Source organism: Pseudophaeobacter sp. 1A09344, from assembly GCF_041008745.1.
GTDB lineage: Bacteria > Pseudomonadota > Alphaproteobacteria > Rhodobacterales > Rhodobacteraceae > Phycobacter > Phycobacter gallaeciensis_A.
Map to the genome: position 1 here is coordinate 264,363 of NZ_JAXGFS010000001.1, position 24,192 is coordinate 288,554.

Annotated in this window: 26 protein-coding genes; 14 read left to right on the forward strand and 12 right to left on the reverse strand. The window is 63.2% G+C overall.

Going from position 1 to position 24,192, the window contains the following annotated elements; genetic code table 11:
* The first annotated feature begins 24 nt into the window (after positions 1–24).
* The 3 genes from SM765_RS01235 (at position 25) to SM765_RS01245 (ending at position 3,266) form a co-directional block, all read left to right on the forward strand.
* A complete protein-coding gene (locus SM765_RS01235) occupies positions 25–495 on the forward strand; it encodes an outer membrane protein assembly factor BamE (protein WP_065273248.1) in 471 nt (156 codons plus the stop codon).
* Positions 496–625: 130 nt separating this feature from the next.
* Positions 626–1,387, forward strand: coding sequence for a GNAT family N-acetyltransferase (locus tag SM765_RS01240; RefSeq protein ID WP_274836803.1), 762 nt, complete (start codon positions 626–628; stop codon positions 1,385–1,387).
* A gap of 67 nt (positions 1,388–1,454) precedes the next feature.
* The gene (locus tag SM765_RS01245; RefSeq protein WP_425537291.1) at positions 1,455–3,266 is read left to right on the forward strand and encodes an ABC-F family ATP-binding cassette domain-containing protein; all 1,812 of its coding nucleotides are present in this window, start codon (positions 1,455–1,457) and stop codon (positions 3,264–3,266) included.
* A 156-nt stretch (positions 3,267–3,422) separates the two neighbouring features.
* On the opposite strand, the gene SM765_RS01250 is transcribed toward SM765_RS01245, so the two are convergent.
* Both SM765_RS01250 and SM765_RS01255 read right to left on the reverse strand, forming a co-directional pair.
* A complete protein-coding gene (locus SM765_RS01250; RefSeq protein ID WP_274836804.1) occupies positions 3,423–4,178 on the reverse strand; it encodes an SDR family NAD(P)-dependent oxidoreductase in 756 nt (251 codons plus the stop codon).
* Positions 4,179–4,229: 51 nt separating this feature from the next.
* The gene (locus SM765_RS01255) at positions 4,230–5,171 is read right to left on the reverse strand and encodes a GNAT family N-acetyltransferase (protein WP_274831998.1); all 942 of its coding nucleotides are present in this window, start codon (positions 5,169–5,171) and stop codon (positions 4,230–4,232) included.
* 48 nt (positions 5,172–5,219) lie between these two features.
* On the opposite strand from SM765_RS01255, the gene SM765_RS01260 reads away from it, so the two are divergent.
* Complete coding sequence (locus SM765_RS01260) at positions 5,220–5,357, forward strand: hypothetical protein (RefSeq protein ID WP_165832663.1); 138 nt, start codon at positions 5,220–5,222, stop codon at positions 5,355–5,357.
* 160 nt (positions 5,358–5,517) lie between these two features.
* Here SM765_RS01260 and tyrS read toward each other — a convergent pair whose 3' ends face one another.
* Positions 5,518–6,771 (reverse strand): tyrosine--tRNA ligase, encoded by a 1,254-nt coding sequence (tyrS, locus tag SM765_RS01265; protein ID WP_274836805.1) that lies wholly within the window; start codon positions 6,769–6,771, stop codon positions 5,518–5,520.
* 142 nt (positions 6,772–6,913) lie between these two features.
* Here tyrS and SM765_RS01270 point away from each other — a divergent pair, with 142 nt between their 5' ends.
* Positions 6,914–8,026 carry an anhydro-N-acetylmuramic acid kinase gene (locus SM765_RS01270; RefSeq protein ID WP_274836806.1) on the forward strand — a complete coding sequence of 371 codons (1,113 nt, stop codon included), beginning with the start codon at positions 6,914–6,916 and terminating at the stop codon, positions 8,024–8,026.
* Positions 8,027–8,148: 122 nt separating this feature from the next.
* Here SM765_RS01270 and SM765_RS01275 read toward each other — a convergent pair whose 3' ends face one another.
* Positions 8,149–8,568: a cupin domain-containing protein gene (locus SM765_RS01275; protein ID WP_274836807.1), complete on the reverse strand. Its 420-nt coding sequence runs from the start codon at positions 8,566–8,568 to the stop codon at positions 8,149–8,151.
* 70 nt (positions 8,569–8,638) lie between these two features.
* Between SM765_RS01275 and SM765_RS01280 the strand changes: the two genes are divergently transcribed.
* Complete coding sequence (locus tag SM765_RS01280; RefSeq protein ID WP_274836808.1) at positions 8,639–10,057, forward strand: protein adenylyltransferase SelO; 1,419 nt, start codon at positions 8,639–8,641, stop codon at positions 10,055–10,057.
* Positions 10,058–10,224: 167 nt separating this feature from the next.
* On the opposite strand, the gene SM765_RS01285 is transcribed toward SM765_RS01280, so the two are convergent.
* Entirely contained in the window at positions 10,225–11,133 is a 909-nt protein-coding gene (locus SM765_RS01285) for a DMT family transporter (protein ID WP_274838984.1), read from the reverse strand.
* Positions 11,134–11,281: 148 nt separating this feature from the next.
* Here SM765_RS01285 and SM765_RS01290 point away from each other — a divergent pair, with 148 nt between their 5' ends.
* Positions 11,282–11,983: an endonuclease/exonuclease/phosphatase family protein gene (locus SM765_RS01290; protein WP_065273257.1), complete on the forward strand. Its 702-nt coding sequence runs from the start codon at positions 11,282–11,284 to the stop codon at positions 11,981–11,983.
* A gap of 77 nt (positions 11,984–12,060) precedes the next feature.
* Here SM765_RS01290 and SM765_RS01295 read toward each other — a convergent pair whose 3' ends face one another.
* A complete protein-coding gene (locus SM765_RS01295; protein ID WP_274836810.1) occupies positions 12,061–13,392 on the reverse strand; it encodes a DEAD/DEAH box helicase in 1,332 nt (443 codons plus the stop codon).
* 364 nt (positions 13,393–13,756) lie between these two features.
* Here SM765_RS01295 and SM765_RS01300 point away from each other — a divergent pair, with 364 nt between their 5' ends.
* From SM765_RS01300 to eno, 3 genes are all read left to right on the forward strand, one after another.
* A complete protein-coding gene (locus SM765_RS01300) occupies positions 13,757–14,170 on the forward strand; it encodes a Fur family transcriptional regulator (protein WP_065273259.1) in 414 nt (137 codons plus the stop codon).
* A gap of 150 nt (positions 14,171–14,320) precedes the next feature.
* On the forward strand, positions 14,321–15,202 hold the full coding sequence (locus tag SM765_RS01305) for a DMT family transporter (RefSeq protein WP_274836811.1): 882 nt from the start codon (positions 14,321–14,323) through the stop codon (positions 15,200–15,202).
* Between the two features lie 160 nt (positions 15,203–15,362).
* A complete protein-coding gene (gene eno, locus SM765_RS01310) occupies positions 15,363–16,637 on the forward strand; it encodes a phosphopyruvate hydratase (RefSeq protein ID WP_274832008.1) in 1,275 nt (424 codons plus the stop codon).
* Positions 16,638–16,708: 71 nt separating this feature from the next.
* On the opposite strand, the gene SM765_RS01315 is transcribed toward eno, so the two are convergent.
* The 5 genes from SM765_RS01315 to mazG all read right to left on the reverse strand — a co-directional run bounded on the left by SM765_RS01315 (position 16,709) and on the right by mazG (position 19,874).
* Positions 16,709–16,957, reverse strand: coding sequence for a DUF2798 domain-containing protein (locus SM765_RS01315; RefSeq protein ID WP_274828503.1), 249 nt, complete (start codon positions 16,955–16,957; stop codon positions 16,709–16,711).
* A 251-nt stretch (positions 16,958–17,208) separates the two neighbouring features.
* Complete coding sequence (locus SM765_RS01320; protein ID WP_274832009.1) at positions 17,209–17,484, reverse strand: YMGG-like glycine zipper-containing protein; 276 nt, start codon at positions 17,482–17,484, stop codon at positions 17,209–17,211.
* Between the two features lie 139 nt (positions 17,485–17,623).
* Positions 17,624–18,079 carry a GNAT family N-acetyltransferase gene (locus SM765_RS01325; protein ID WP_274836812.1) on the reverse strand — a complete coding sequence of 152 codons (456 nt, stop codon included), beginning with the start codon at positions 18,077–18,079 and terminating at the stop codon, positions 17,624–17,626.
* Positions 18,076–19,017 (reverse strand): nucleoside hydrolase, encoded by a 942-nt coding sequence (locus SM765_RS01330; protein ID WP_274836813.1) that lies wholly within the window; start codon positions 19,015–19,017, stop codon positions 18,076–18,078. The genes SM765_RS01325 and SM765_RS01330 overlap by 4 nt, the downstream gene beginning before the upstream one ends.
* A 32-nt stretch (positions 19,018–19,049) precedes the next feature.
* Positions 19,050–19,874: a nucleoside triphosphate pyrophosphohydrolase gene (mazG, locus tag SM765_RS01335; protein WP_274836814.1), complete on the reverse strand. Its 825-nt coding sequence runs from the start codon at positions 19,872–19,874 to the stop codon at positions 19,050–19,052.
* 62 nt (positions 19,875–19,936) lie between these two features.
* On the opposite strand from mazG, the gene SM765_RS01340 reads away from it, so the two are divergent.
* The 4 genes from SM765_RS01340 to SM765_RS01355 all read left to right on the forward strand — a co-directional run bounded on the left by SM765_RS01340 (position 19,937) and on the right by SM765_RS01355 (position 23,652).
* Positions 19,937–21,112: a M20 aminoacylase family protein gene (locus SM765_RS01340; RefSeq protein WP_274836815.1), complete on the forward strand. Its 1,176-nt coding sequence runs from the start codon at positions 19,937–19,939 to the stop codon at positions 21,110–21,112.
* Between the two features lie 108 nt (positions 21,113–21,220).
* The gene (gene speB, locus SM765_RS01345; RefSeq protein ID WP_274836816.1) at positions 21,221–22,192 is read left to right on the forward strand and encodes an agmatinase; all 972 of its coding nucleotides are present in this window, start codon (positions 21,221–21,223) and stop codon (positions 22,190–22,192) included.
* Between the two features lie 7 nt (positions 22,193–22,199).
* Entirely contained in the window at positions 22,200–23,147 is a 948-nt protein-coding gene (gene speB / locus SM765_RS01350) for an agmatinase (protein ID WP_274828932.1), read from the forward strand.
* A gap of 67 nt (positions 23,148–23,214) precedes the next feature.
* Complete coding sequence (locus SM765_RS01355) at positions 23,215–23,652, forward strand: DUF1499 domain-containing protein (RefSeq protein ID WP_065273270.1); 438 nt, start codon at positions 23,215–23,217, stop codon at positions 23,650–23,652.
* 151 nt (positions 23,653–23,803) lie between these two features.
* Here the strand turns inward: SM765_RS01355 and SM765_RS01360 are convergent, their stop codons facing one another.
* The gene (locus SM765_RS01360; protein ID WP_274836817.1) at positions 23,804–24,106 is read right to left on the reverse strand and encodes a hypothetical protein; all 303 of its coding nucleotides are present in this window, start codon (positions 24,104–24,106) and stop codon (positions 23,804–23,806) included.
* Positions 24,107–24,192: the final 86 nt, after the last annotated feature.

Consider the following 24,192-nt stretch of genomic DNA (forward strand, 5'->3'; position numbering starts at 1 on the left):
CGCGGCAGTCTTTCGGGGGGCATCATGGGTGCACAGTCAATCAAGCTGAAATCAGCGGCAAAGCTGGCGGCGACACTGCTGCTGTGCGGATCCTTGACCGCCTGCGCGGCCAGCTATCGCAAGCACGGCTATGTGCCATCCGAGGAAGATCTGGCAGAAGTGGTCGTCGGCGTGGACAGCCGGGACTCCGTTGCCGAATCCATTGGCATCCCGTCTTCTTCGGGTGTTTTGAACGAAAGCGGCTACTACTATGTGTCCACCCGGATGCGCCATTATGGCGCTGCAGAGCCCAAACCGGTGTCCCGCGAACTGGTTGCGGTCAACTTTGACACGCGCGGCGTTGTTAGCGGCATCCAGCGTTTCGGGCTTGAGGATGGCCGGGTGATCCCGCTGCAGCGCCGGGTCACATCCTCCAGCATCGAAGATAAGACCTTTCTGCGTCAGTTGATCGGCAACCTGGGCAACTTCTCCCCGGATGCAATCCTCGACCAGTAAACAGGGGGTGGCCATGGGCTGCGGTGTCTGTCGTGCGGTTGTGATCAGGCGATGCTAGCCTGACTGCGCCCTATGGAAACGCAGGTGGGGTGCCGGATGAGAGGTCTGGCCGCCACATGGGGGATCGGCAATGGCGCAGTCTGCAACGCTCCTGACGGAAACACTCCTCAGCAAAGGCCGTTATCTGGCCCGGTTCGCAGGGACAGATGCGGATCTTCACGCGGCGCAAGAGTTGCGCAGCCAATGCTTTGGTACTGTGAAGCCGGATCGTGATCCCTATGATTCCCGCTGTCGCCACATACTGATCGAAGAGCGGGACACCAGGGCACTGATTGGGTGTTTCCGGATGCTGACGCTGGAGAGCGGTCAGGACATTCCCAAAAGCTATGCAGCCCAATACTATGACCTGTCCCGGCTCAGTTCCTATGAGGGGCGCATGGCCGAGGTCGGGCGGTTCTGCATTCGGGAAGGCGCCGGGGATGCAGACATCCTGCGCATCGCCTGGGGGGCGATCACCGCCCTGGTGGACGCCGAAGATATCCGGATGCTTTTCGGGTGCAGTTCCTTCGCAGGTACGGAAGCTGCGCCCTATCTCGACACTTTTGCCCTGCTGAGGCAGCGCCATCTGGCGCCGGGCATGTGGCAGCCTGTGATCAAGGCGCCGCAGGTGGTGCGGTTTGACTGCCTCCCAGCGCGCGTGCCCGACCAGAAGGTGGCCCTGCGCCATATGCCGCCTTTGTTGCGGACCTATCTGTTGATGGGAGGCTGGGTCAGCGATCACGCGGTCGTGGATGAGGAGCTCAATACGCTGCATGTCTTTACCGGCGTCGATGTTGGTGCCATCCCGGAGACGCGCAAACGCCTGCTGCGCGCTGTGGCAGCCCCGGTGTAGCCGATTTCCACGGCTCCCAGCCGTGGTCGGCGTTGACGGCGCGCGCGGGCCGGTTTAGCTGGCTTTCATGGCACGAATTCCTCTTTTGCAGATGTCCGGCATATCGCTCACCTTTGGTGGCGATCCGGTGTTTTCCGATCTCGACCTCGTGGTGCAACCCGGTGACCGGGTTGCTCTTGTGGGCCGCAACGGCTCGGGTAAATCCACCCTGATGAAGGTGATGGCGGGTCTCGTCGAACCGGACCAGGGCAGCATCGTGGTGCCGCCAGGTAAATCGGTGGGCTATATGGAGCAGGACCCGCAGATGACCGGGTTTGCGACGCTTGGTGATTTCGCCGCCAGCGCTTTGGAGCCGGGCGAGATGTACCGGGTGGAGCGCGCGGGCGAGGGGCTGAAGTTTGATCCCGCGCGCCCGGTGGAGACTGCCTCGGGCGGCGAACGGCGCCGCGCGGCCCTGGCCAAGCTGATGGCCGAAGCGCCCGATCTGATGCTACTGGACGAGCCGACCAACCATCTGGACATCGAGGCGATCACCTGGCTCGAAGGGGAGTTGAAATCCACCCGCGCGGCCTACGTGCTGATCTCTCACGACCGGGCCTTTTTGCGCGCGTTAACCCGCGCCACCCTGTGGGTCGACCGGGGGCAAGTGCGGCGTCAGGAAAAGGGATTTGACGCCTTCGAGGCCTGGCGCGACAAGATCTGGGAAGAAGAAGACCAGCAGCGGCACAAGCTGAACCGGTTGATCAAATCCGAAAGCCGCTGGGCCGTCGAAGGTATTTCGGCTCGGCGCAAACGCAACATGGGCCGGGTGCGGGCGCTGCAGGACCTGAAGGCCGAGCGCGCGTCGCAGATTAAACGCCAGGGCGCGGCCGAACTGGCGCTGGATGCCGGACCCAAGTCAGGCCGCAAGGTGATCGAAGCCGAGGGCCTTTCCAAGGCCTTTGATGATAAGACCATTGTCTCGAACTTCTCGCTGAAGGTGCAGCGCGGCGATCGCGTCGCCTTTGTGGGACCCAACGGCGCGGGCAAGACGACGCTGCTGAAGATGCTGCTTGGGCTGGAAGAGCCGGACGCGGGCAGCGTTACCCTTGGCACCAATCTGGAGATTGCCCTGTTCGATCAGACCCGCGATCAGCTCGATCCCGATGCCAGCCTCTGGAAAAACCTGACAACGGATCCGGCGCTGGGAATTTCCGGCAAGGCCGATCAGGTCATGGTGCGGGGACAGCCCAAACATGTGGTGGGCTACCTCAAGGAATTCCTGTTCGATGAACGGCAGGCGCGGGCGCCGGTGCGCTCCCTGTCAGGCGGGGAAAAGGCGCGGTTGTTGCTGGCCCGACTGATGGCGCGGCAAAGCAACCTTCTGGTGCTGGACGAGCCGACCAACGATCTCGATGTGGAAACGCTGGATCTGCTGCAGGAGCTTTTGGACGCTTATGACGGCACGGTGCTGCTGGTCAGCCACGACCGGGATTTTCTGGACCGTGTTGCCACCACCACCATCGCCATGGAGGGCGACGGGCGCGCCACGGCTTATGCGGGCGGCTGGAGCGATTACCTGTCCCAACGGGCGCCAAAAGAGGCGGAGGAAAAGGTCGAAAAGTCAAAACCTTCCAAGCCAAAGCCCAAGCAGGAGGCGGCGCCGAAGGAAGGTCTCAGTTTCAAGGAAAAACACCGGCTTGAGGCCCTGCCGGATGAGATCGACCGGCTGGAGCAGGAGATCGCCAAACTGGAACAGCTGATGGCAGATCCCGAACTGTTCACGCGTGAGCCGGTGAAATTCAAGAAAGCCACCGAAGCCCTTGTAGAGCGCCAGGAAAAACTGGCGGCTGCAGAGGAAGAGTGGCTGGAGCTGGAAGAAAAGGCGGGCGATGCCTGAGCGGATTTGTTTCGTGCGCGAAACATTATCTAAAATCAGTATCTTATCGTTAACTGTTCATTCAGGGATGCGGTGACTAGACTGCCACAAGAAAAGGGGCGCCTGATACGGCGCCCCTTTAATGTTTTAGATTAACGTATTGTTAATCCGCTATTTTTAGCGCATGCGCAGGGCGCCGTCGATGCGGATCACTTCGCCATTGAGGTATCCCATCTCGACGATGAAGCCTGCGAGGCGGCCGTATTCCGCCGGATCGCCAAGGCGCGGTGGGTTCGGCACATCGGCGGCCAGTTGCTGTTGCACTTCTTCGGGCAGACCGGCCAGCATCGGGGTCATGAAGATGCCCGGTGCGATGGTCATTACCCGGATGCCCGAGGACGCCAGATCCCGCGCCATCGGCAGGCACATGCCGACGACACCGCCCTTGGAAGCGGAATAGGCAACCTGGCCTTTCTGGCCGTCAAAGGCCGCGATGGACGCGGTGTTAATGATCACGCCACGGGCGCCATCGGGCTCGGGGTCGTTCTTGGCGATCTCTACCGCGGCCAGCCGTGCCACGTTGAAGGTGCCGACGAGGTTGATGTCGATGGTGCGCTTGTAGGCATCCAGCGGATGCGCGCCGTCCTTGCCGACGGTCTTGATGCCATAGGCGATGCCGGCACAGTTCACGCAGGCGGAGATCCGGCCCATCTTCTCGGCAGCAAAGGCAATCGCTGCGGCAACCGAGTCTTCGTCGGTGACATCGGTCTGAACGAAAAAGCCGCCAATCTCGGCCGCAACCTTCTCGCCGCGCTCGGCGTCGCGGTCAAGGATTGTAACCTTGGCACCGCCTTCGGCAAAATGGCGGGCAGTCGCCTCGCCAAGGCCGGATGCGCCGCCGGTGATTACCGCGCATGTCTGGTCAAGTTTCATGAGCAGGGGTCCTCCCAGTATCTGAACATGTGTTCAAATAAACATGGGGGATCAGATCTGTCCAGCGGTACCCGCCGTCATCATGCGCCGGTCCAGCCGCGCCAGTGGCGCCAGCAGGCGGCCCATCGGCGGCCAGTAAATCCAGGTGCCGCCAAGACGGTGCAGATCGGCGCCGGTGCCAAGTTTGAACCGGGCAAGGCCAGGCGCGTCTTCGGTGTTGATAACGCCAAGATCCAGCGTTTTGCAGCCCTGGGCGGACAGCCAGCTCATCGCTTCCCACATCAACAGGTTATGGGCCGACAGCTGTTTGCCGCGGTCGCTGCTGTGGGACAGGTGGTAGGTCGCATGCTGCCCGTGGCGCAGCACCAGAATCGCCGCCACAGGCTCTTTGCCCTCGAAGGCCTGAAACAGTTTCGCCGTGCCGGGATTGGCCTGCGCATAGGCCAGAGTCAGGCCGACGGGCCAGCTGCGATAGCCGCGTTCGGTTTGCTTTGCCTGATCGGCCGCAAACAGCCAGTGAGTCGGATCCACCGGCATGTTCTGCCGCGTCAGGCGCAGGGATTGAGATTCACCGTGTTTCAGCCGGTTGCGCCATTTCTGATGAAGTGCGGCGCGGCGGGCATCGGGGCAGGGCGCCAGCCCAAGCCGGGCGACGCTTGCGGGGCCCATCAGAGGCACCGCGCCGTGGCGGGCCAGTTCGGGTGTGGGGGTTTCCGGTGACAGGATCACCGGCGTGCGGCGCAGGCCTTCTTCTTGCAGCATTTCCAGCAGGCGCAGGGGTTTGTGCACCGTGGCCCGGTTGACCATGGCGACGTCGATGCGGCCCCAGAACCGTTGCCGCAGGACGGTGGTATTGTTCATCCGCTCCAGGACCAACGGATCCTGCCCGGTCGCTTGCAGCGCGCGCAGAAATTCTTCGGATTGGGGCAGGGTGTCGTGCCGTCCGGGCTGGGTCGAGGTCTGGGCCGTTCCGGCAGGAATGAAATCAAACATGCCTATATGTTTACCGAGTGGAAACCTAATTCAGGGTTAATGGGGCGCATGAAAAAACAGTCCCAAGTTCTGGGCCGATGCGCCCCCAGCCCCCGGATCACCAAGACCGCAGCCCTTCTTGTGGCGACGGGCCTGTCGGTTCCGGTCTTCATCCTGCTGACGCTGGCGGAGTTTCTGTTCTTCTAGCCCTGCCGCCGGGTGCGGTGTGCTCTGCGCTCAATAACGGGGCACTCCCACTCCTGTTAGGAGAAGGGCCGACACGGCAGGCAAAGCAGCGCAGGCAGCAACAAAAAAGAGGCAGGAAGCCCAGCCTCTTCAATGTTCTTCATCACATAGCCAGTGGCGCTTAGTCCGCCAACTGCACCAGCGCGTGGCGTTTTTTGCCCGCGCTCAGCTTGATCGGAGAGGCCAGTGCGCCCGCGTCGATCATCAGGCCTGCATCGCTCAGCGGGCCATCGTCGATGCGCGCGCCATTCTCGGAGATCAGCCGCTTGGCCTCCTTGCCGGATTTCGCCAGACCCGATTTCACGATCAGCTGCACGATCGAGATCCCGTCACCCAGATCGGCGGGCGTCAGGGTCAGGGTCGGCAGATCGTCCCCGACGCCGCCTTTCTCGAACACCTCGCGTGCGGTGGCCTCGGCAGCGGCGGCCGCGTCGGCGCCGTGCAGCAGGGTGGTCACCTCATTGGCGAGGATCACCTTGGCCTCGTTGATCTCGGACCCGGCCAGCGCGCCCAGACGCTCGCATTCGTCCAGCGGCATCTCGGTGTAAAGCTTGAGGAACCGGCCTACGTCCGCATCGGTGGTGTTGCGCCAGAACTGCCAGAACTCATAAGGGGAGAGCATATCCGGGTTCAGCCAGACCGCGCCGTTCTGCGACTTGCCCATCTTCTTGCCGTCCGAAGTGGTCAGCAGCGGCGAGGTCAGACCGTAGATCTCGTGGTCCAGCACCCGGCGGGTCAGGTCGATACCGTTGACGATATTGCCCCACTGATCCGAGCCGCCCATCTGCAGGATGCAGCCATAGCGGCGGTTCAGCTCCAGGAAGTCATAGGCCTGCAGGATCATGTAGTTGAATTCGAGGAAGCTGAGCGATTGTTCCCGGTCCAGCCGCGATTTCACGCTTTCAAAGGACAGCATCCGGTTGACCGAGAAATGCCGCCCGATGTCGCGCAGGAACTCAAGGTAGTTGAGATCGCTCAGCCATTCGTCGTTGTTGATCATCATGGCGCCATTCGGGCCGTCGCCATAATCGACATAGGCCGAAAACACCTTTTTGATTCCGGCGATATTGTCGTCGATCTGTTCGGGCGTCAGCAACGGGCGTTCATCGGCACGAAAGGACGGATCGCCCACCTTTGTGGTGCCGCCGCCCATCAGGGTGATCGGCTTGTGGCCGGTCTTTTGCAGCCAGCGCAGCATCATGATCTGGATCAGCGATCCCACGTGCAGCGATTTCGCGGTGGCGTCAAAGCCGATATAGCCGGACTGGCCAGGGGTCATCAGCGCCTCGTCCAGACCTTGATAGTCCGTACAGTCGGCGAGAAACCCGCGCTCCATCATCACGGTGATGAAATCCGATTTGGGATGATAGGTCATGGCATGCCTCGGCTTGTCTATTGCGACGTGGTGTATAAAACGCAAAAGGGGCACATGGAACCTGCTTTTGCGCAGAAAATCCATGCGCGTTGGGCAGTCTGCAGGCAGGCGGGCCCGGTTGATCTGGCTGAAGGGCAGGGAAATGACACGAGCGATTGCAAAAACCGGTAGGGTGATCGCGCTTGGCGCCATGAGTGGCACCTCGCTGGATGGCGTTGATGCGGCGCTGGTCGAGACCGACGGAGAGCGGATCTTTGCTTTTGGTGACAGTGGTTACCGCCCCTATTGCGAGGCGGAGCGCGCGGTGCTGCGCGCGGGGCTCGGCCATTGGTCAGGGCCAGAGGTTGAGGCCGCGGGCGCGCTGACCGATCAGGTCCATGCCGAGCTTCTGTCCGGGTTTCCCACGGCTGAGATCGTCGGCTTTCACGGCCAGACCCTGGCCCATGCGCCGCGCAGACAGGGCACGCTGCAGGTGGGCGATGGCGCGGCCCTGGCCGAGGCTTTGGGACGGCCCGTGGTCTGGGATTTCCGCTCTGATGACGTGGCCCTGGGCGGTGAGGGCGCGCCGCTGGCGCCATTCTTCCACTTTGCCTGCGCCAAATACATCGGCGCGACGCGCCCGCTATGCTTTCTGAACCTCGGCGGGGTTGGCAATCTCACCTATGTGGACCCGCGGTTCGAGCGGCCCGAAGATCCCGGCGCGCTCTTGGCCTTTGACACCGGGCCAGCCAATGCGCCGCTCAACGATCTGCTGCAGGCGCGGCTGGGGTTGCCGTTTGACAAGGATGGCGCGATTGCCCGCAAGGGGCAGGTCGAAGAGGGCGCACTGGAGTTGTTCCTGGCTGAGGGGTTCTTTGCAAAGATGCCGCCGAAGTCGCTGGATCGGAACGATTTCTCCGAAATGGTAGAGCTGGTCGGGGAGCTGAGCGATGCGGATGCCGCAGCGACGCTGACCGCCATGTGTGCCGCCGCCGTGGCGCAGGGGATGGAGCATTGCCCCGAAGGACCCGAAATGGTTCTGGTCACTGGTGGCGGGCGGCAGAACCCGGTGCTGATGGAAATGCTGCGGGTCTCTCTCGATTGCCCGGTCAAGCCGGTCGAGGACGTCGGTCTTGATGGCGATATGCTGGAGGCGCAGGCATTTGCCCATCTGGCGGTGCGGGTGGCGCGGGGCATGCCGACCTCCTGTCCCGGCACCACAGGCGTGCGCGCCTGCGTCGGGGGCGGTGTGGTGAGCGTGCCGGGCGAGGGGTAGGTGGCCTTCATGTAGAACGAAGGGGCGGGCCTGACCCTGGGAGGGGGCGAATGCGCCCTCCCGTGGGGAGGGTCGGGCGCGACCCGGCCTTGCGGCCGTGTCAGAGGGGGCGCGCCAAAGGGTTATGCGCGCGGAATATCAAACTCTGGCGCGGCCAGCTCGAACCCTTCGAACTGGAACCCAGGAGACACGGTGCAGCTGACCAGCGTATAGTCTCCGGTTGTGCGCGCGGCCTGCCAGTGACCTGTGGGCACGATCAGCTGCGGCGCTCCCTTGGTCAGATCCGGGGTCAAAAGGCGATCTGTGGCGGGGCCTTCATCTGTTTCGGACAGCGACAGGACCAGCGGCGCGCCTGCGTGATACAGCCAGATCTCGGCCGCATCGACGCGGTGCCAGTGACTGGCCTCCCCCGCTTTGAGCAGGAAATAGATGCAAGTGCCGGTGGGGCGACCCTCGTTCTCGGCAACCCAGGTCTGCCGGTACCAGCCGCCCTCGGGGTGGGGTTCCAGTTTCAGCTTTTCGATGATCTGGTCCGCCGTCATTCGCGCCTCTTTCCTGCTGTCTGTGCCTGTTTGATCTGGCAATCCGTGGCTTGCCGCATATGTTTGGGCCATGACATTGCACATCCCCTTTGACAACACATACGCGCAGCTTGCGCCTCAGTTCTACAGCAAACAGGCGCCGGAAGCGGTGTCCGCGCCGCGCCTGCTTGCCTTCAACAACGATCTGGCACAGCTCATGGGTATCACCCCGGGCGATCTGCCGGAGATGGCCGAGGTGTTCGGCGGCAACCGCATCCCCGAGGGGGCCGATCCGCTGGCGCAGCTTTATGCGGGGCATCAGTTCGGTAACTTCAATCCGCAGCTGGGGGATGGGCGCGCGATCCTTTTGGGCGAAACCATCGGCAGCGATGGCAAGCGCCGGGATATCCAGCTCAAAGGCTCAGGCCGTACGCCCTATTCGCGGCAAGGCGACGGGCGCGCCTGGCTGGGGCCGGTGTTGCGGGAATACGTGGTGTCCGAGGCGATGCATGCGCTTGGCATCCCCACCACCCGAGCGCTGGCTGCTGTGGAAACCGGCGATCCCGTCTGGCGTGAAGGCGCCAAGCCCGGCGCGGTCTTGACGCGGGTGGCGGCAAGCCATCTGCGGGTGGGAACCTTCCAGATCTTTGCTGCGCGCGGTGATGTCGCGGCGCTGCAGCGGCTGACGCAATACGCCATTGATCGCCATTATCCCGACGTGCAGCGTCCCATGGGCCTGTTGCGCGCGGTGCGCGATGCGCAGGCGCGGCTGGTGGCGCAGTGGATGTCGGTGGGCTTTATCCACGGGGTGATGAATACAGACAATTGCGCCATCTCGGGCGAGACGATCGACTATGGCCCCTGTGCCTTCATGGACGTTTACAATCCCTCGCAGGTTTTCAGCTCGATCGACCGGATGGGGCGCTATGCCTATGACAACCAGCCGGGAATCATCGTCTGGAACCTCGCGCAGCTGGCCACGGCGCTGATCCAGCAGCTGGACGATCCGCAGGCAGGCGTCGAGGAAGCCACCGAAATCGTGCATGCCATGCCCGGAGTGATCGAGCGCGAATGGCTCAGTCGCTTTGCCGCCAAGATCGGCATCGCCACGCCGCAAGAGGGCGACATGGCGCTGATCGAGGATCTGCTGGAGCGCATGGCGGCGGGTCAGGCGGATTTCACCAATGCCTTCCGGGCATTGGCGGGTGATAATGCCCGTGACCAGTTCCTTGACCCTGCGGCCTTTGACAGCTGGGCGATGGGCTGGCGCCAGCGGTTGGAGACAGAGGAAAACCCCGAGGCGCTGATGCGGCAGGTCAACCCGGCCTGCATCCCGCGCAACCACCGTATCGAAGAGATGATCGCGGCCGCGGTCGATGGCGACATGGCGCCGTTTGAACGGCTCAATCTGGTGCTGGCGCGCCCCTATGAGGATCAGCCAGAGTACGCGGAGCTGCAAAACCCGCCGCGCCCTGAAGAGGTGGTCGCAGCAACTTTCTGCGGCACCTGAGGCAGAGAAGCAGGGGCAGCGCTCCCGCGCGGGCTCGGCCTCCTTGCGGAGGCGCTCTCCCCCTTGGGCCAGGCGCCGTGCTGCGCACGGCGCGCGCGACATGGCGCGCCAGACCCAACGGGAGCGGATGCATCCGTGATGCACCCGCGACGGGCGGGAGAGCTTGCTTATCCGATTGTGGTGCGTTTGTCGGGGCGGTTGATCAGGAAGACGCCTGCCGCCACCAGGGCCAGCGCCAGCCAGACCTCATATGACAGTCTCTCGCCAAGGATCAGCCAGCCCATCAGCACGGCAAGCACCGGCGACAGGAAGCTGAAGGAGGCGACAGACCCGGCCTTGTAGATGGTGAACAGCCAGAACCACAGCAGGTATCCGAGGCTGGCAATCGCAATCGCCTGAAACAGCACGCCTGCGATATGGATCGGCTCGGGTGCGCGCAGCAGCGGCCCGAAAAGCGGTGACAGCGCCAGCAGCAGCACGGCCGAGACGGCCAGTTGGTAAATCAGCTGCGTCACCGCGGGCACCCGCGACAAGGGCGTTGCCCGCACACAGAAGGCAAGCCCGGCCCAGCACAGGGTCGAGATCAGCGCCAGCACGTCGCCCAGAACCGAAGCGCCGCTGGCGTCCCGATCCAGCACCGCCAACACCACACCGCCCATGGCCAGCACCAGGCCAACAACGCGCAGCCCGCTCAAGCGCTCTCCCGGCAGCCACAGATGCGCGGCCAGCGCCAGCCACACGGGCATCGAGTTGAAGATGATCGTCACCCGCGACACGGATGAGACATCCAGCGCCCAGAACAGGCAGATGAATTCACCGGTAAACAAGAGGCCCACCACGATGCCCCAGCCGTGGACCCCCGCTGGCATGCCGCCTTCGGGGCGCAGCCTGGAGCGGCGCAGCCAGACCCAAATGAGGATCACCGCCAGCGCGATAAGCGAGCGCAGCCCGGCCTGGAACACCGGGCCAAAGCCACCGTTGGCGATCTTGATAACAACCTGATTGAAGCCAAGAAGGGCGGCAAAGCCGGTCAGGGCAAGGGCGCCCGCGGCGTCCATGGATCTTTTTTCTGTCATGGGCGCATCAGCACCGGGAGGTAACGGACTGTCAAGCAAGACGTTTCGCCAAAATCGGCTGCAATCGTGCGCGCCTTGACGCAGGCAGGGCGATCTTGGCTTGCACCGGCTGTGCGGGCGATGAACACTGGCCGGGAAAGGAGCCCCCATGCCCGAGACCACCCTGCGTCTGGCCAGTTACAACATTCAGAAATGCGTTGGTCTGGACCTGCGCCGCCAGCCACGCCGTATCCTGAACGTGCTGGAGGACATGGGCGCGCGGATCGTGCTGTTGCAGGAGGCGGACAAGCGTCTGCCGCCCCGGCCCGCGGCGCTGCCGCATTTCGTTCTGAACGAGGCGGGTTGGCAGGATGTGGATCTGGGCGGGGCCGGATCGCTGGGCTGGCACGGCAATGCGGTGATTTGGAAAGGCCAGGGAATTTCCCTGCGCGACAAGGGGCATATCGACCTGCCGGGTCTGGAGCCGCGCGGCGCGGTCTGGGCGGCCTTTGACACCCCCATCGGCCCCCTGCGAGTGGTAGGCGCGCACCTGGGTCTCACCGGGCGGGCGCGGCGGGCGCAGGTGCGGCATCTGGCGCAGCACAGCGCGAAATGGACCGATATGCCGACGGTCTGGGGTGGTGATTTCAACGATTGGTCGCGCAGCTCTGTGCTGGACCGGCTGGCGCCGATGATGCGGTTCCTGCCGCCTGCACCCAGTTTTCCGGCGCTGCGACCGCTTGGCGCGCTGGACCGCATTGCCCATAGCACAGGTCTGGAGGTGGTGCGGGCTGGGGTGCATCAGGCGCAGCCAGCGCATATCGCCTCGGACCACCTGCCGGTCTGGGCGGACCTGCGGCGCGCCGGTTAGGCATCCGCCGCACAAAAAAAACCGCCACGCAATGGCGCGGCGGTTTCCGATTTTTCTGATCTGTTAGCAGCTTTGGCTTAGCTGGAGCGACGGCGCTGGCCGCCTTGTCCGTTGCCCTGGCCGCTGCCACCTTGACCGCCGCTTTGACCCTGGACACCGCGGCCTCCGCCGCCGCCACGACGCCGACGGTTGCCACCGGGGCGTCCGCCGCCGCCGGGTTTGCCGCCGCCACCCGGGCCGCCACGACGCCCCTTGGGCGCTGCCGGATCGGGCAGCACTTCCCACGGGCGGCCCGAGGCGACCGGAATGGTGATCTTCATGGTCTTCTGGATCGCCTTCAGCTCATCCATCTCGTCCGGTGCGCAGAATGCGACGGCCTGACCGTCCTTGCCCGCGCGTGCGGTGCGGCCGATGCGGTGCACATAGGCATCCGGCACATTGGGCAGTTCGTAGTTGTAGACGTATTTCACGTCTGGGATATCCAGACCCCGCGCGGCCACATCGGTGGCCACCAGCACTTTGATCTCACCGGATTTGAAGGCGGCAAGGGCACGTTCGCGCTGACCCTGGCTCTTGTTGCCGTGGATTGCGGCAGCGGCGAAACCGGCCTTGTCCAGCACCCGCATCAGCTTTTCCATGCCGTGTTTGGTGCGGCCAAAGACCAGCGTGCGCTCGTCCTTGTGCTCGGTCAGCAACTCTTTCAGCAGGCTCAGCTTTTCCGCCTTGGCGATGAAATGCACCGATTGGGTGACCTTGGCCGCCGGTTTGCCCGGAGGGGTCACTTCGATGCGCACCGGGCGCTGCAGGTAGGAGTTGGCGATCTCGTTCATCTGTTTCGGCATGGTGGCCGAGAACAGCATGGTCTGGCGCTCTTCCGGCAGAAGGGCCGAGATCTTGCGCAGGGCGTGGATGAAGCCGAGGTCCAGCATCTGGTCGGCCTCGTCCAGCACCAGGAAGTCGCAGGAGCCAAGATCCAGCGCGTTACGGTCCAGAATGTCCAGCAGGCGGCCGGGGGTGGCCACCAGAATGTCGGTGCCGCGGGCAATACGCTGGATCTGCGGGTTGATCGAAACACCGCCGACCACCAGGCCGATCTTCATCGGGGAGCCTTCGGTCAGCCCTTTGAGGGTCGCGGCGATCTGGTTGGCCAGTTCGCGGGTCGGCGCCAGAACCAGACCGCGCACGGTCTTGGCCGCTGGTTTGCGGCCATAGTCCTGCATGCGGGTGATCAGCGGAATGCCAAAGGCGGCGGTCTTGCCGGTACCGGTCTGGGCCAAACCCAGTACGTCCTCGCCGTTCAGGGCATGGGGAATGGCGCGCGCCTGAATCGGGGTCGGATCCTTCAGACCCATGTCATCAAGGCGGGCGAGAAGCTGCTGCGGCAGCCCCATAGTCGAAAATTCAGTCACTTGTCGTCCTTTCGCGGCCTTTGCATCATGCAAAAGACCGGTGCCGCAGCTCCGGGACCGCGTCCCGGATTGCGGAGATGGGTGGGGCAGGGACCTCGGGCGGGGGCTGGCCGGATGCCAGGCCGCTGGCCTCTGCAAACGCCCCACGCGTGATTTTGGGAACACGGGCATATCACTAAGACGCCGGGAAATGCCTGCACCTCAGGTGCAACCGGGCCGTCTCTGCTCACGCGGCAGGGATGGATGCCTGACGCCCAAATGGAGGCCCCGGCTCGGAATGTCAATGGGCACGACAGGTGATTTGACGGTTTGCGCCCCGAGCTTGGTTCGTTACACAGGGAGCCCAGAAACGGAGAGGACTGCGATGGCAGAATCGATTATCGCCCGCTGCGAGGCCAAGGGCCTGCGTATGACCGGCCAGCGCCGTGTGATTGCGCGCGCCCTGCAGGACAGCGATGATCATCCGGATGTGGAGGAACTCTACGCCCGGGCCAGCGCGCTGGATGCCGGGATTTCGCTGGCCACGGTATATCGCACGGTAAAGCTGTTCGAAGAGGCCGGTATTCTGGACCGGCTGGAATTTGGCGACGGCCGCGCCCGTTACGAGGACGCGGACCGTGAACATCACGACCACCTGATCGACATCAACACTGGCGAAGTGATCGAATTCTGCGACCCAGAGATCGAGGCGCTGCAGGAAAAGATCGCGGCCAAGCTTGGATACCAGCTGAAGGGGCACAAGCTGGAACTTTACGGCGTGCCGACAAAAAAGAGCTGACAAGCCGCATTCATCACGATGCGTGATGATTAACATCACAACATGTTGCGTCATCCTGTCGCGAAACCGCTTGCCGGTGGCGGCAATGCTGGGCATGCCCGGATTTGCAGGGCGCCTATCGCGGGGGCCGGGCACAGGAAGGGCGCGCGCATGAACAACATCAACGGTATTCTTCTGGTCATCGGAGCGATGGCAGCCTTCACCCTGGAGGATATGTTCATCAAGACCCTGTCCGAGGGGCTTCCGGTGGGGCAGATCCTGATCCTTCTGGGGCTCGGCAGCGGCAGCGTCTTTGCAGTTCTGGCGAAATTGCAGGGGCACCGGATCTTTGCCCCGCGCGCCTGGCGCCGGATGCCGGTGCTGCGCGCCCTGACCGAGGCGCTGGCTGCGGTCAGCTTTGCCACATCGCTGGCGCTGGTGGATATTTCCGTTGTGGCCGCCGTGTTTCAGGCAACGCCTTTGGTCATCACTATGGGCGCGGCGCTGTTTCTGGGTGAGCAGGTCGGCTGGCGGCGCTGGAGCGCGATCCTTGTTGGTTTCGCTGGGGTTCTTATGATTATCCGGCCGGGGCTCAGCGGATTTGAGCCTGCTGCCCTGCTGGTGCTGGTCTCGGTTGGGGCGGTTGCCGCGCGGGATCTGCTGACACGGGTGATGGACAGTGCCGTGCCCTCCACCGTGGTCAGTTTTCAGGCCTTTGCAGCCGTCATTCCGGCGGCGGCGCTGCTGCTGGTGCTGACGCCCGGAGAGGCGCGGGCGCTGGAGGGGGGCGAAACGCTGATGATGCTGGGCGGCGTTCTGTTCGGTGTGTTGGGTTACTACGGTATCGTTTCGGCGATGCGGGTCGGGGATGCCTCGGCTGTGACGCCCTTCCGCTATACCCGGCTTGTCTTTTCGCTGCTGGCGGGCGTCATCATGTTCAACGAACGCCCCGATGCCATGACCCTGGCCGGGGCCGGGCTGATCATCGCCTCTGGCCTTTATACCTTCCTGCGCGAACGTCGACTGGCCCGCGCCGTTCCGGCGGCGGCCTGATCAGGCACATCGCCGCAGCTGCAAAACTGTTGGCGCAAACAGCGAATTGTTAGCCCTAACCGGTGAAATAAAGGCGCGTTAGCGATAACGGAAACGGTTTACAATCTGCCCTCGGCTGCTATGACGCTGGCAACCAATTGCCACAGTCAGGAACCGACCGATGAGCACCATTATCGACATTCACGCCCGCGAAATCCTTGACAGCCGGGGCAACCCGACCGTCGAGGTTGATGTGATCCTCGAAGACGGCACCATGGGCCGCGCCGCTGTCCCCTCGGGCGCGTCGACCGGCGCCCATGAAGCGGTGGAAAAGCGCGACGGCGACAAGAGCCGTTACATGGGTAAAGGCGTTCTGGAGGCCGTGGCCGCCGTCAACGGTGAGATTGCCGAAGAGCTGGTCGGCTTTGACGCGACCGAGCAGGTTGCCATCGACAGCGCGATGATCGAGCTGGACGGCACCGCCAACAAGGGCCGTCTGGGCGCCAATGCCATTCTGGGCGTATCGCTGGCCGTGGCCAAGGCGGCAGCCGATTTCACCACCCAGCCGCTGTTCCGCTATGTGGGCGGCACCTCGGCGCGGATTCTGCCGGTGCCGATGATGAATATCATCAACGGCGGCGAACATGCCGACAACCCGATCGACATTCAGGAATTCATGATCATGCCGGTGGCCGCGGAGAACATCCGCGACGCGGTGCGCATGGGCGCCGAAGTGTTCCACACCCTGAAGAAAGAGCTGACCGCAGCGGGCCTTAACACCGGGATCGGCGACGAGGGTGGCTTTGCGCCCAATATCGCATCGACCCGCGAAGCGCTGGATTTCGTTCTGAAGTCCATCGAGAAGGCAGGCTACCGCCCGGGTGAGGACATCTATCTGGCGCTCGATTGTGCTGCGACCGAATACTACAAGGATGGCAAATACGTCCTTTCGGGCGAAGGCAAGACCCTGTCGAGCGATGAAAACGTCGCTTACCTGTCGGCGCTCGTGAACGATTACCCGATCATCTCGATCGAAGACGGCATGGGCGAAGATGACTGGGACGGCTGGAAAGCCCTGACCGACGCCATCGGCGACAAGGTGCAGCTGGTGGGTGACGATCTGTTTGTGACCAACCCGGCGCGTCTGGCCGAAGGCATCCAGCGCGGCTCGGCCAACTCGATGCTGGTGAAGGTGAACCAGATCGGCTCGCTCACCGAAACCCTGCGGGCCGTCGACATGGCGCATCGCGCGGGCTTTACCAACGTGATGTCGCACCGTTCGGGCGAGACTGAGGATGCCACCATTGCTGATCTCGCGGTTGCTACCAACTGCGGCCAGATCAAGACCGGCTCGCTGGCGCGTTCCGACCGGCTTGCGAAATACAACCAGCTGATCCGCATCGAAGAAGTGCTGGGCGAAGTGGCCGAATACGCAGGCCGTTCGATCCTGAAGTAAGGATCAGGCGACAGATCTGATGAAAGGCCCCGTCGGTATCGGCGGGGCCTTTTGCGTGTCCTGCGGGCGGTTCACCCGGCGCTGCGTGACAGCGTCAGGAGGCGGATCAGGCGGCTGGCCAGGAAAAAGGCGAGTGGGCCGACGCCCAGCGACAGGACAAAGGCGATGGGCATCGCGATCACGAACCGTCCCAGCCAGAGGCCAACCCATCCGGGCGCAAAGCCGGTGGGAAAGGCGGTGAAGATACCGGTCATCAGAAAGGCCATCATCAGCGCGATGAAGAACTGGGCGAGGATGACTGTCGTTTTGGGGTGAGGCATGAATGCACTCCGTTTTCTATCTGTGTAAACGGGATGCGACGGGTCATTTCTCGATATACCGCAGCACCCCGGTGACGGGGACTGCTGCGGGTTCAGGCAGGGATGTCCAGCCTGACTAACTCTTGCAGGCGCCGCTTTAGGGCGGCGTCCCGCAAGGGCCGGGATAACCGGACCGACCCTGCGTTTTTCAGCGTAAGCCTCGCTAGCACCCGGTCAGGGCGCGGGTCAAGGCGCGCGGTGTCAGATTGCGATCAGGGGCAGGGCGCTTCGTAATAGGTGCCGTCGCCGCGGGCATAGGCGCAGGTGTTTGTAGCCTGGTTCTGGGCCACCACGGTGCCAGCTGCCGCACCGGCAAGGGCAGCGATGATGCGCCAGTTCTTGTTGGCATCCAGCGCCTCGGCGGCGATCAGACCGGCAGCGGCGCCGCCGGTGACGCCAACGACAGTGCGTTGTTCGGTGGTCAGGTTCTCGCAGCCGGTCAGGGCTAGAACGGCAGCAGCGGTGAGTGCGGTGAGTTTTGCTTTCATCGGACATCTCCTGTCAGTGGTCTGAGGGGGAGTATTGCGCCGATTTCAGCGCCCCGATCTGTTCTGGATCAACTTTTGGGAAAAATCCGAAGGACACGCCCAAAGTGGCGAAAACCTGCCTGATGCGCTGTTTAGGGCCTCAGGGGATGAGTCTCTTGCTCATCAGCATCTCGCCTTCGCGCGGCTGAAAACGGGCGCGGGCGTAAAGGCGCTGTGCCTGCTCATTGGCCTGATCGACGGAGAGGTGCAGCGCCGTGATCCCGGCTTCGGCCAGGGTTTTGGGCAATTCTGTCAGCACTTCGGTGGCAATGCCGCGGCCGCGTACGGCGGGGCGGATGTAGATCTCATCCACCATGCCGTCCATGCCGCCAAAGGCGACCGACCAACTGAAGGTGACCACGATATAGCCAATCGGCGCACGGGTGGGGCCGATGATATAGACTGCGCCATAAGGCATGCCCTCCAGCAGCGGCGCGATTGCCGCCTCGCGCTGCTCGGCGCTGCTGTCGATGCCCATCTCCTCATGGCAGGCTGCGACCAGCGGCAGGAGCTTGCCCAGATGCTCGGGCTTGGCGAGATGCAGGGCGGCGCTCATAGCCGGGCCAGACGGTCGGTGATCAGGGCGAAAAAGCCGTCCGCGTCCACATCGCCCATGAACATGGCATTGGGGGCATGGTCGGTGACGCCCCACCAGTCGGCGACGGTCATGCCAAGGGTCAGCTCCGATCCGGTTTCGACCTGAACGTTCACGTGACGACCGGAGAACAAATCCGGTTGCAGCAGATGCGCGATGACGCAGGGATCGTGCAGCGGTCCGCCTTCAGAGCCGTATTTGGCCACATCAAACCGTTCAAAGAAATCCAGCATATCGGCGGTGAAATGACCGGCGCGGGTATCGAGTGCGCGGATCGCAGCGACCCGAGGCCGGGTTGCCAGCGCCTTGTGAGTGACATCCAGCGGCATCACCACCAGTGGCACGCCGGAGGTAAAGACGGCTTCGGCCGCCTCGGGGTCGACGTAGATGTTGAATTCGGCGGCGGGGGTGACATTGCCTACTTCGAAATAGGCGCCGCCCATCAGCACGATTTCCTGCACCCGGTCGATAATGTCGGGTGCCTTCCTGAAGGCCGTCGCGATATTGGTCAGCGGCCCCAGCGGGCAGAGGGTGACCGTGCCGGGGGCATGGCGACGCAGGTTGTGGATGATGAAATCCACTGCGTGCCCGTCGGTCAGCGGCAGTTGCGGCTCCCACAGCTGGGGGCCATCGAGGCCCGTCTTGCCGTGAACATGTTCCGCTGTCACCAGCGGCCGGGCCAGTGGCGCATCGCAGCCGGCCAGCACCGGCACATCACTGCGCCCGGCGACTTCGCAGATCATGCGAGCGTTCTTCTGGGTCAGCGCCAGTGGCACGTTGCCAGCGACGCAGGTGATGCCCAGCACCTCCAGCTCGTCCGGGCTGGCCAGCGCCAGCAGCAGGGCAACGGCATCGTCCTGGCCGGGATCCGTGTCGATGATGATCTTGCGTGCGGTCATGAAAGGTCTTTCTGTATCTCTTTTGGTCACGGTCAGGTGGCTTTGGCGCGCTGGGCTTCCTTTTCGGCATCCCACAGGGCGTCCATCTCTTCAAGCGTGCTGTCCTCGGGGCGTTTGCCCAGATCGGCCAGACGCGCTTCGACGCCTTCGAACCGGCGGATGAATTTTGCGTTGGCGCGGCGCAGGGCGGCCTCGGGCTCCACCCCCAGATGGCGGCCGAGATTGGCCATCACGAACATCAGATCGCCGAATTCCTCTTCCACCGCGTCCTGTGTCAGCTCGTCTCGCGCCTCCACCAGTTCGGCGGCCTCTTCCTGGATCTTGTCGATCACGTGGCTGGCATCGGGCCAGTCGAAACCCACCCGGGCGGCGCGTTTTTGCAGCTTATGCGCCCGCAGCAGTGCGGGTAGACCGACAGCGACGCCATCCAGCGTGCCCTGTTGCGCTTTGCCCGCGCGTTCTGCGGCCTTGATCGCCTCCCAGTCGCGGGTCTGCTGCTCGGGGGATTTATCACGCGATTCGTCACCAAAGACATGCGGATGACGGCTGACCATCTTGTTGGACATGGTGGTGACCACGTCTTGAAAGGTGAAATGCCCGGCTTCCTCGGCCATCTGCGCGTGAAAGACGGATTGGAACAGCAGATCGCCCAGCTCTCCCTTCAGCTCATCCCAGGCTTCGCGCTCGATCGCATCGGCGACCTCATAGGCCTCTTCGATGGTATAGGGCGCGATGGTGGCGAAATCCTGCGCCACATCCCAGGGGCAGCCCGTTTCGGGATTCCGCAGGGCGCGCATGATTTCCAAAAGTCGTTCGATTCCGGCGGTTTCGTCGTGGATGAGCTCTGTATCGGCCATTGCAGCTGCCTATTGATCGGTGTCAGATGCATCATCCCGAGTCTGACCAAGGAGTCCACCCCATGCCGGTCGTCAACCGCATCGCCGATTTTGCCACTGATATGACCGCATGGCGGCGCCATCTGCACCAGATCCCGGAGCTGGCGCTGGATCTGCCCAAGACCGCCGCATTCGTGGCCGAGCGCCTGCGCGAATTCGGTGTGGATGAGCTGCACGAGGGCATCGCTCAGACCGGCATGGTGGCGATCATCAACGGTCAGGGGCATGACGCGCCGGATGCGCCGACGATTGGCCTGCGCGCCGACATGGATGCACTGCCCATCCCCGAGGAAACCGGCGTCGAATACGTCTCGGGCCACGCGGGCAACATGCACGCCTGCGGCCATGACGGACACACCACCATGCTGCTGGGCGCAGCGAAATACCTCGCCGAGACGCGTAATTTCAGTGGCCGCGTCGCGCTGATCTTCCAACCCGCCGAAGAGGCCATCGGCGGTGCCCGTATCATGGTCGAAGAAGGCGTGATGGAGCAATTCAACATCGGCGAGGTCTACGCGCTGCACAATCTGCCGGGGCTGGCCGAGGGCAGTTTCCTGACCGCGCCGGGGCCGATCATGGCGGCGGTGGATACCTTCCATGTGCGTATTCAGGGGGTTGGCGGGCACGGCGCCATGCCGCACGAGACCCGCGATCCGGTGATGGCGGCCTGCGGCATTGCCCAGGCGATACAGACCATCGTCAGCCGTAATCACTATGCGCTGCAGGATCTGGTGGTCTCGGTCACCCAGATCCATACCGGCACCGTCGACAACGTCATTCCCGACACGGCCTATATCAACGGCACCGTCCGCACCTTTGATCCCGAAGTGCAGGACATGGTGATGCGCCGCATGGAGGAGATCGTGGCGGGGCAGGCGGTTTCTTACGGCGTCGAAGCGACGCTGGATTACGAGGTCGGCTATCCCGCGACCATCAACGATGCCGACAAGGCGGATTTTGCTGTCGGCGTCGCGCGCGAAATCGTCGGCGAGGACCGGGTTGTCCCCGATGCCACCCGCGACATGGGGGCCGAGGATTTCTCTTACATGCTGAACGCGCGCCCCGGCGCCTATCTGTATATCGGCCAAGGCGATACCGCCGGGCTGCACCACCCCAAGTATGACTTTAATGATGCCATCGCACCCGTCGGGGCGTCCTTTTTCGCCCGTCTGGTGGAGCGCGCTCAACCCGCAGCGTGACCGGCTTGCAAGGGCGGGTATTCATACCACCCTCAGCAGGTGACAACATAGTTTCAGTCGGGTATTCCCGGCTGAAACGGGGTTAACAACTTGTAACGGGGCAGGCCGATGGCATTGGAAGACGCAAAGACCCAGGTGGATCAGGCTTTCACCCGCGAAGACCTGAAGGGGCTCAGCTTTGAGAACACCTTTGGCGGGGCACCGTCCTTTGCGCGCCGCCGCTACACCAAGGATCTGAGCGCCGCGGATATCGCCATCACTGGTGTACCCTTTGATCAGGCGGTGACCAACCGCCCCGGCACCCGGCTGGGCCCGCGCGCGATCCGCGAGGCGAGCCTCTTGCAAAGCCCCGATGCCCCCTATGGCTGGGGCTTTGATCCCCTCAGCGAGCTGGCGATTGCGGATTACGGCGATCTGGCCTTTGACTATGCCAACGTCCCGGCCTTTCCCGGCACCCTGCAGGCCCATATCAAGGGCATTCTCGACAGCGACACCGCTTCGGTCACGCTGGGCGGCGATCACTACATCAGCTTTCCCATCCTGAAAGCCTATGCCGAGAAATACGGTCCGATCTCGCTGTTGCAGTTTGATGCCCATACCGACACCTGGGCCGATGATGATTTCTCGCGCGTGGATCACGGCACCATGTTCTATAAGGCGGTGAAATCGGGGATCGTGGACCCTGCGACCTCGGTTCAGGTGGGCATCCGCACCACCAACGAGGACACGCTGGGCGTCAATATCATCGACGCCCCCAGCGTGCATGAGATCGGCCCGGCAGAGACTGCCCGCCGCATCAAGGACATCCTCGGCGACCGGCCGACCTATCTGACCTTTGACATCGACGGGCTGGACCCGGCTTATGCGCCCGGCACCGGCACCCCGGTCTGGGGCGGGCTGACCTCGGCGCAGGTGGCGCGGATCCTGCGTGATATCGCCGGGATCAACATCAAGGGCGGCGATGTGGTGGAGGTTTCGCCTCCGTTCGATACCACCGGCGCGACGGCGATTGCGGGGGCTCATGTGGCGATGGAAATCATCTGCCTTCTGGGCTGGAATATGACAAAGAAGAATGGCTGAGCAGAGAATGGCAGAGTTCAATCAACCCATCAGTGGCAACGATCTGGCGCGGTTCTCCGGGCCCAATACCTTTATGCGGCTGCCGCAAGCGACCTCGCTGACCGGGCTGGACGTGGCGGTGCTGGGCATTCCGATGGACATCGGCACCTCCTGGCGCTCGGGCACCCGGTTTGGCCCGAAACAAATCCGCTCCGAAAGCGCGATGCTGCGGCCCTATAACATGGCCACCGGCGCGGCGCCCTTTGACAGCCTGAACATTGCCGATATCGGCGATCTGGCGATCAATACCTTTTCGCTGAAGGATTCGCTGCGCATCATCCAGGACAGCTATGCGGCGATCCTGTCGGGCTCGGCCATTCCGGTGGCCATGGGCGGCGATCATTCGATCACCCTGCCGATCCTGCGCGCCATCGCCGCGAAATATGGCCCCGTGGCGCTTGTTCATGTGGATGCCCACGCCGACGTCAACGACGAGATGTTCGGCGAAAAGGAAACCCATGGCACCGTCTTCCGCCGCGCCTATGAAGAAGGGCTGGTCGTTCCCGACAAGACCTATCAGATCGGCATTCGCGGCACCGGCTATTCGGCACAGGATTTTGCCGAGGCGCAGTCCTGGGGCTTCCAGCATTTCCCGGCGCAGGAGCTGTGGGGGCGGCAGCTGCATAACATGGGTGCGGAAATTCGTCGCGATATCGGCAATAGGCCGGTCTACGTGACCTATGATATTGATAGTCTTGATCCGGCCTATGCGCCGGGCACCGGCACGCCCGAAATCGGCGGGCTGACGACACCGCAGGCGCTGGAGCTGATCCGATCCCTGAAGGGGCTCAATATCGTGGGCTGCGATCTGGTCGAGGTGTCGCCGCCCTATGATGCATCGGGCAACACGGCGCTGACGGCGGCGAACCTGCTGTACGAATTGATGTGCGTGCTGCCGGGTGTGAAGACGAAATAGGCAACCTCAGCCGCGGCGCAGGGCACCGCGGTCTGCGGTGACAGCAGACGGGGCGGGGGGAGACCAGATGGGACGTGTTATGCTGCTTGGGTGGATCGTTCTTGCTGCTGTCGTTGTGGTTCTTGGCTTCATCCGGCTGGCGCCCTCTGATCCCTTGGACTGGAACACCCAGCCGGAACTGTCCGAGGACAAGGAATTTCGCGGGGGTATCTTCCGGGTGGTGAACACAGGCCCGGACGGGCTGCGCCGGTTCGACCGTATCGCCGGGCAGGCGCCGCGCACGCAATTGCTCGCTGGCTCGGTCGAGGACCAGATGGTGACCTATGTGACCCGGACCAAGCTGTTCGGATTTCCCGATTACACCACGGCCCGGCAGGATGGGGAGTTGCTGAAGGTCTACGCTCGGCTGCGCTTTGGCCGCTCCGATCTGGGCAGCAACAAGGCCCGCATCGACAATTGGTTGTCGCAGATGGAGATGGCGGGCGACACTGCTGCGGTGGACTAAGAAACTCGCCGCTTTTTCAACCGGCAGCGATGCTCAACAAGCAGGGGGAGGCGCTCCCGCCCGTCGCAGGCGCATTGTAGAATGCGTGGCTCCCGTTGGGCCGGGCGCCGCACCAAGGTGCGGCGTGCGCGCGATTTGGCTGGTCTTGCGCCTAAAGCCTTGGCAGCGGGTGCGCTGTTTCGGTTTGCGGCAACTGCGCGCCGTTCAGCGCGGCCGAAGGGCAGGCCGACTGGACCTCGCGCCACATGGGTACGTTCAGGGACATCTGGCATTGCGCCATGAAGCTGCGCCCATCGACCGAGAGGCAGCGAAACTCGCCTAGCTCGACCCGGCTGCCGGATTTGTCGGTGCAATAGCAATCGAGCACCTTGCCGCCCGGACCGGTGACATCCGCCTGCAGGGGCAGGGCGGTGCCGATCAGCGCGGTTGCGATAAGGAGACTGGTATAATGCATGCCCCTAGCATATCACAGGGCGCGGCCCGCGCCAAAGCGCCCCGGCGGCCCATGGCCCTTATGACAAGAACAAAATAGGCGTTCCC